Annotated in this window: 6 protein-coding genes; 2 read left to right on the top strand and 4 right to left on the bottom strand. The window is 62.5% G+C overall.

Annotation, left to right across the window (positions count from 1 at the left end; genetic code table 11):
* The coding region (locus EN935_RS19580) for a polysaccharide biosynthesis tyrosine autokinase (RefSeq protein WP_127373540.1) at positions 1-807 on the top strand (807 nt) is incomplete at its 5' end.
* Between the two features lie 102 nt (positions 808-909).
* On the opposite strand, the gene EN935_RS19575 is transcribed toward EN935_RS19580, so the two are convergent.
* The 4 genes from EN935_RS19575 to EN935_RS40860 all read right to left on the bottom strand — a co-directional run bounded on the left by EN935_RS19575 (position 910) and on the right by EN935_RS40860 (position 4,865).
* Positions 910-1,230, bottom strand: a complete 321-nt coding sequence (locus EN935_RS19575) for a putative quinol monooxygenase (protein ID WP_127263030.1) — start codon at positions 1,228-1,230, stop codon at positions 910-912.
* A gap of 173 nt (positions 1,231-1,403) precedes the next feature.
* Complete coding sequence (locus tag EN935_RS19570; RefSeq protein ID WP_127263029.1) at positions 1,404-2,486, bottom strand: acyltransferase; 1,083 nt, start codon at positions 2,484-2,486, stop codon at positions 1,404-1,406.
* Positions 2,487-2,601: 115 nt separating this feature from the next.
* On the bottom strand, positions 2,602-4,509 hold the full coding sequence (locus EN935_RS19565; protein WP_127263028.1) for a propionyl-CoA synthetase: 1,908 nt from the start codon (positions 4,507-4,509) through the stop codon (positions 2,602-2,604).
* A 107-nt stretch (positions 4,510-4,616) separates the two neighbouring features.
* Complete coding sequence (locus EN935_RS40860; RefSeq protein ID WP_164757589.1) at positions 4,617-4,865, bottom strand: hypothetical protein; 249 nt, start codon at positions 4,863-4,865, stop codon at positions 4,617-4,619.
* A gap of 443 nt (positions 4,866-5,308) precedes the next feature.
* Here EN935_RS40860 and EN935_RS19555 point away from each other — a divergent pair, with 443 nt between their 5' ends.
* Entirely contained in the window at positions 5,309-5,593 is a 285-nt protein-coding gene (locus tag EN935_RS19555) for a PqqD family protein (RefSeq protein WP_126067461.1), read from the top strand.
* The last annotated feature ends 150 nt before the right edge of the window (positions 5,594-5,743 follow it).

Below are 5,743 nucleotides of genomic sequence, written 5' to 3'. Positions count from 1 at the left end.
GAAGAAAAGTCGGGCGAGACCCAGGTGGATGCGAAGACCGCCCAATCGCTGTCGGCCGCGGAAAAACGGGCGCGCATGCGGGTCAGCATCGATTCGCCTGCCTCGATGTTCTCCGAAACGCTGCGCAGCGCCAAGATCGCCTTCGACGTCGTGTTGGAGGGGCAAGGCAGCCGTGTTATCGGCATCATCTCGGTGCTTCCCGGCGAGGGCAAGTCGACGGTCGCGGCCAATCTCGCCGGCCTGCTTGCCGCCAACGGCGCCAAGACGCTGCTGATCGACGGTGATCTGCGCAACCCCGGCCTCAGCCGCGGCCTTGGCATGGAAGCCGAGCAAGGCTTGATGGAAGCGGTGGTCAACGGCCAGACCTGGCAGTCCGTCGGCAAGATCGACCGGCAGACGAAGCTGGCGATCATCCCGGCGGTGCTGCGCGGCCACTTCTCGCATACCAGCGAACTTCTCTCCTCGGCCGGCATGCGGCGCTTCATCGAGAATGCCAAGGAGACGTTCGAATACATCGTCGTCGATCTGCCGCCACTCGGACCGGTGGTCGACGCCAAGGCCTTCGCACCACTGGTCGACGGTTTTGTGCTGGTCACCGAATGGGGACGCACGCCGCGCGCGATGGTCAGGTCGATGCTGGAATCCGAACCCTATGTCGCCAACAAGATCGTCGGCGCGGTGCTGAACAAGGTCGATCTGAAGAAGCTGGCCAAGTACGGATCGTTCGGCGGCTCCGAGAAATTCTTCGACAAATACTCGAGCTATTATCTGGAAAAGTCGGAAGTGCGCGGCAAGGCGCCGGTCTGATATCGGCCATTGCCCAAACAGGTCCTTTCGAAAACGCATCGCGTTGAGACGGAGTCCACCGCTCTGGATGAACGGCGATGTCGAGCCGGTCTCGGTGGTGGGTCAGTTTGAGATCTGACCGGGCTTCGCTGCCAGCGTGATCGGGTCGGTTTCGATGAGCCGAAGTGACCGCACCATATGCGCCGTTTGCGTCTTGTATTTGAGAAAATGCGGGGTGGTCAGATGGATTTCGTAGGCCGCCTGATCAGCGTAGCATTCGATCACGCGGACCTTTTCAGGGGCGTCTTTTTCCGACAAGGCATGAAGGAAAAGCACACCCGGCTCGATTCGCACGGAGGCCTCGATCTCTTCGGCAAGCAGGTTTTTATAGCTGTCGATCTGGTCAGGATCGATTTCCAGTTCCGCCATCCTGACAATCAGCATCAATCAGTCCCTTGCTTTTTGTACCGGCCGCGAACCATCGACGTCCTCCGGCTGAATTTCAAACTGGCCCACGATCCAGGCCTCGGAACCTTGCGGCTGGGCAGTACAGCTCCTGCGCAAACTGGGCACCGAAGTGCCCACTGATTAACCCCCATTTGGTCAACAAGGCGCGGCTACGCGGCCTTGAGCCGATAGCGGAAAATGGTGTGGTCGAGCAGCAGCCGGATGCGTGGCTCGGCCTCGGTCGCCACCAGCCAGCTTGCCGCGATCATCGTCGCGCCGACGACCACCATCGAGACGAGATGCGGCAGCCCAGCGCGGACCAGGACGCCGAGCAGGGCCGCGCCGACGACATCGTGGAGAAGGTAGAGCGGATAGGTCATCAGGCCGATCCGGCGCCAGCCGCTCCAGGACAGGTCGAGCCGCAGCGACCACGCCATCAAGGCAATGGCGATGAGGAAGATCAGGATCGGCGGCGCGAACGGCATCTCTCGCCCCACCTTCAGGATATGAACGTCGACCGAACTGGCGATCTGCAGCACGCCGCCGCCCAGGAACAGGGCGCAGAAGGCAAGGCGAGCGGCCGTCATCGCCTTGAAGCGCATCAGCCACAGCATGACGCCGGTCGCGAAGAAAACACCGTGATGCACCAGAAGCAGGTCGAGCGTGCGTGTTTCGGCAAGGTCGGCCCAGTCGAGCGGGTAGTACAGGCACCAGAACAGCGTGCTCATCAGGCCGATGACGATGGCCACCATTTCCATCTGATTGAAGCGGCCGAGCCTAAGCAGGACCCAGACGATGGCATAGAAGGCGATCTCGATGCCGAGCGTCCAGTAGACGCTGTCCACCCATGGCGCGTAGGGGGCGAACAGGCCGGTGCGGACGAGCCTAATGACGGCATCTGTCGGCCAGCTGAGGCCGACGATCAAAAGCACGACAGCGGTGACCGGTGCACAGATCCACACCGCCGGCGCCAGCCGTTTCACCCTTGCTTCGAAAAACCGTAAGGGCGTCGACCTTTCGGCGCTGAAGGCGATGACGAAGCCGCTGATGACGAAGAAAATCTGGACGCCGACCCAGCCGGATTCGACCCAGGCGCCTATTGCCGGCTGCGGAGGAACGCCGCCCGTGGCGCGCGCCGAAACGCCGTCCGGATACGCCCACACCCAGAAGCCATAGTGGTAGACCATGACCATGACGGCGGCGAGAAACCGCAGGATGTCGACGCCGCCAAATGTAATCTTCTGCTGAGCCATGCGACCTTGTCGATGGCCCCCCGCGAAAGACTGTAGGGTGCATTGCTGCGTTGCACAATAAAAGATTGCTCGTCGATCCGAAAAGCCGCCTCGGCAAGCCAAATCCTTCAGCGGCTCAAAGGCCGATTCCGCGCTCCTTCAGGGCCGCGGTGATCTCGTCGAGGATGATCGGATCGTCGATCGTCGCCGGCATGGCCCATTCTTCCTTGTCGGCGATCTTCTGCATGGTGCCGCGCAGGATCTTGCCCGACCGCGTCTTGGGCAGGCGCTTGATCGTCACCACCATCTTGAAGGCGGCGACCGGGCCGATGCGTTCGCGCACCAGGCCGACCACTTCGTTCTCGATCAGGCCGACGTCGCGCGTTACACCCGCATTCAGCACCACGAAGCCAAGCGGAACCTGGCCCTTCATGGCGTCGGCAATGCCGATGACCGCGCATTCGGCGACATCGGGATGGGCTGAAAGCACCTCCTCCATGGCGCCGGTCGACAGCCGGTGCCCGGCGACATTGATGATGTCGTCGGTGCGGGCCATGACGTAGAGATAGCCGTCCTCGTCGACCATGCCGGCATCCGCCGTTTTGTAGAAGCCGGGGAACTCGTCGAGATAGGCTTGGCGGAACCGCGCATCGGCATTCCATAGCGTCGGCAGGCAGCCGGCCGGCAGCGGCAGCTTGACCACCACATTGCCCAGCGCGCCGCGCGGCACTTCGTGGCCGGCATCGTCGAGCACGCGGATGTCGTAGCCGGGCATCGGCACGCCGGGCGAGCCGTATTTCACCGGTAGCAGGCCAAGGCCGGCGGGATTGATCGTCATCGGCGAGCCGGTCTCTGTCTGCCACCAATGGTCGACCACCGGCACATCAAGCTTCTGCTCCGCCCATTTGATGGTTTCCGGGTCGGCGCGCTCGCCGGCGAGGAACAGCGTGCGGAATCTCGACAGATCGTATTTCGGGATGAACTCGCCTTGCGGGTCCTGCCCCTTGATGGCGCGGAACGCGGTCGGTGCGGTGAACAGGGCGACGACGCCATGCTCCGATATCACCCGCCAGTAGGTGCCGGCATCGGGCGTGCCAACAGGCTTGCCCTCGAACAGGATGCTGGTGCAGCCATGCAGCAGCGGCCCGTAGACGATGTAGGAATGGCCGACCACCCAGCCGACATCGGATGCCGCCCAGAACACCTCGCCCGGCTTGACGCCGAACTCGTTTTCCATCGTCCATTTCAGCGCGACCATATGGCCACCATTGTCACGCACGATGCCCTTGGGCTGCCCGGTCGTACCCGATGTGTAGATGATGTAGAGCGGATCGGTGGCAAGCACCGGCACGCAATCGACATTGGCGCCGGCTGCCCGTTCGCGGGCGACGGCATCGGCGTAGTCGATGTCGAAATGCTCCTTGAGGTCACAGCGCAACTGGTCGCGCTGCAGGATCAGGCAAGCGTCCGGCTTGTGCCGGGAGATCTCGATCGCCTTGTCGAGCAGTGGCTTGTAGGCAACGACGCGGCCCGGCTCCAGGCCGCAGGATGCGGAAATGATCAGCTTCGGCTTGGCGTCGTCGATGCGGGTGGCAAGCTCATGCGAGGCAAAGCCGCCGAAGACCACCGAATGCACGGCGCCGATGCGGGCGCAAGCCAGCATGGCGATGGCGGCCTCGGCCACCATCGGCATGTAGATGATGACGCGGTCGCCCTTGCGAATGCCGCGGTTCTTCAGCACCGAGGTGAGTGCAACCACCTCGCGCTTGAGTTCGGCATAGGTGAATTTCCTGACCGCTCCGGTGATGGCGCTGTCATGGATCAGCGCGATCTGGTCGGCGCGCCCGCCGGCGACGTGGCGGTCGATGGCATTGTAGCAGGTGTTGCAGGTGGCGCCGGTAAACCAGCGGCCATAGACACCGGCCGTGGTATCGAACACCTTGTTCCAGGGCGAATACCAGTCGATGGCGCCGGCCGCGTCCGCCCAGAACTGTTCCGGGTCGCGTTTCCAGCCGTCATAGACTTCGTGATAGCGTGAAGCCATCCGTTCCCTCCCCAGGAATGATTTTCTTCCCTCCAGATAGCGCGCTCTAACCCTGGCCGCAAATGCACGCCAGGACGAGTGATTGTTCGGCAAGTTTCGATGCGACGCTAAAAGGCGTTACATCCGGCAAGGCGCTCGGCTTTCGGCTGACGCTGCAAGGGCAGGGGTAGCACGAAGACAGGCTGTGCCGGGCTCGATAAACGGCCCGACCCTACAGCCTGTCGGAATCCTACGAATTCACCCCGGCCGGCAAGCCGGCGGTGATTGTCGTGCTGGTGCAGCGGTTCAGCCAAGGTTTCGAGGGGCGCGATCGCTGCTTCCTTGCCGTCACCGGGCAGCCGCGCTGACAGGGTCACGCCAGGCGCCCTGACAGCCAGCATCGGTTCGATCTGCAGCTTGTCTAGATCGGCAGGGCCACAAGCATGAGGCCAATGCCGCCAGCGATCAAAATAGCTGTCGCCAGCGCTTTTCTGTGACGTTCGAAGCTCGTCGGAGCCCGTTCCCAATTGTAACGCATACGCTATCTCCCCAACACCCAGGCAGGTTTTACCTTACTCTAGGGAAGAAAAGCAACGGCCCAGCCGACCCGCTCAGTTGCTTGCCTCCTCGCGCTGACGACTATTTCTGGGACGATTCCTGCTGGGAACAGCCAGCCGTGCTGTTTTTCGCGACTTGGCGAGGGCGTATCGGAACGCATCGCCGCACGAGCCTGCCGCCGGTCCCATGATCGGCTGATAGACAGCGTTCCCTCACCGCGCTATCTGAATTCCGGGTTTTGCATGGCTTGGTGGGGTTCGTGATGGAAATTGCCTCTGGAACGGTTCTGCGGTTGGCGGAAGACGCTTCGGTCCAGCATGTCGGCGATGGCGCCGTCGTGCTTTTGGCGCGCAGCGGCCAGCTTTACACGTGCAACGGCACGACCGAAGCCTTTCTCGACAAGGTGGACGGCGCGCGCAACCTCGACCAGATCGTCGACCTGCTTTGCGAGGAGTTCGAGGTCGACAAGGGCACGCTCGACCAGGACATCGCGGCACTGGCCACGGATCTGGTCTCGGAAGGTATCCTCGCCACGCCAGGTGCTTGATGGCTAAAGGTATCGCCTGATGGCCGACGGTCCTCTCCTGCGCGCTTTGTTTCGCTGCCATCTCTGGGCAAGCGCGCGGCTGATGCCGGTCCTGGTCGCCAACCGCAGCTTCGAGGACGTGCTCAAATGGGCGCCACTCACCTCGTCGAC

It is taken from the genome of Mesorhizobium sp. M7D.F.Ca.US.004.03.1.1 (assembly GCF_003998635.1).
GTDB classification, from domain to species: domain Bacteria; phylum Pseudomonadota; class Alphaproteobacteria; order Rhizobiales; family Rhizobiaceae; genus Mesorhizobium; species Mesorhizobium loti.
Note: the sequence above shows the minus strand (reverse complement) of the source record. Positions and strands in the feature narration are given on the sequence as shown.

Excerpts from the sequence above, each read along its gene's own strand:
- EN935_RS19570 (WP_127263029.1), bottom strand. The coding sequence starts at position 2,486 with ATGGCTCAGCAGAAGATTACATTTGGCGGCGTCGACATCCTGCGGTTT.
- EN935_RS19575 (WP_127263030.1), bottom strand. The coding sequence starts at position 1,230 with ATGCTGATTGTCAGGATGGCGGAACTGGAAATCGATCCTGACCAGATC.
- EN935_RS19555 (WP_126067461.1), top strand. The coding sequence starts at position 5,309 with ATGGAAATTGCCTCTGGAACGGTTCTGCGGTTGGCGGAAGACGCTTCG.
- EN935_RS19565 (WP_127263028.1), bottom strand. The coding sequence starts at position 4,509 with ATGGCTTCACGCTATCACGAAGTCTATGACGGCTGGAAACGCGACCCG.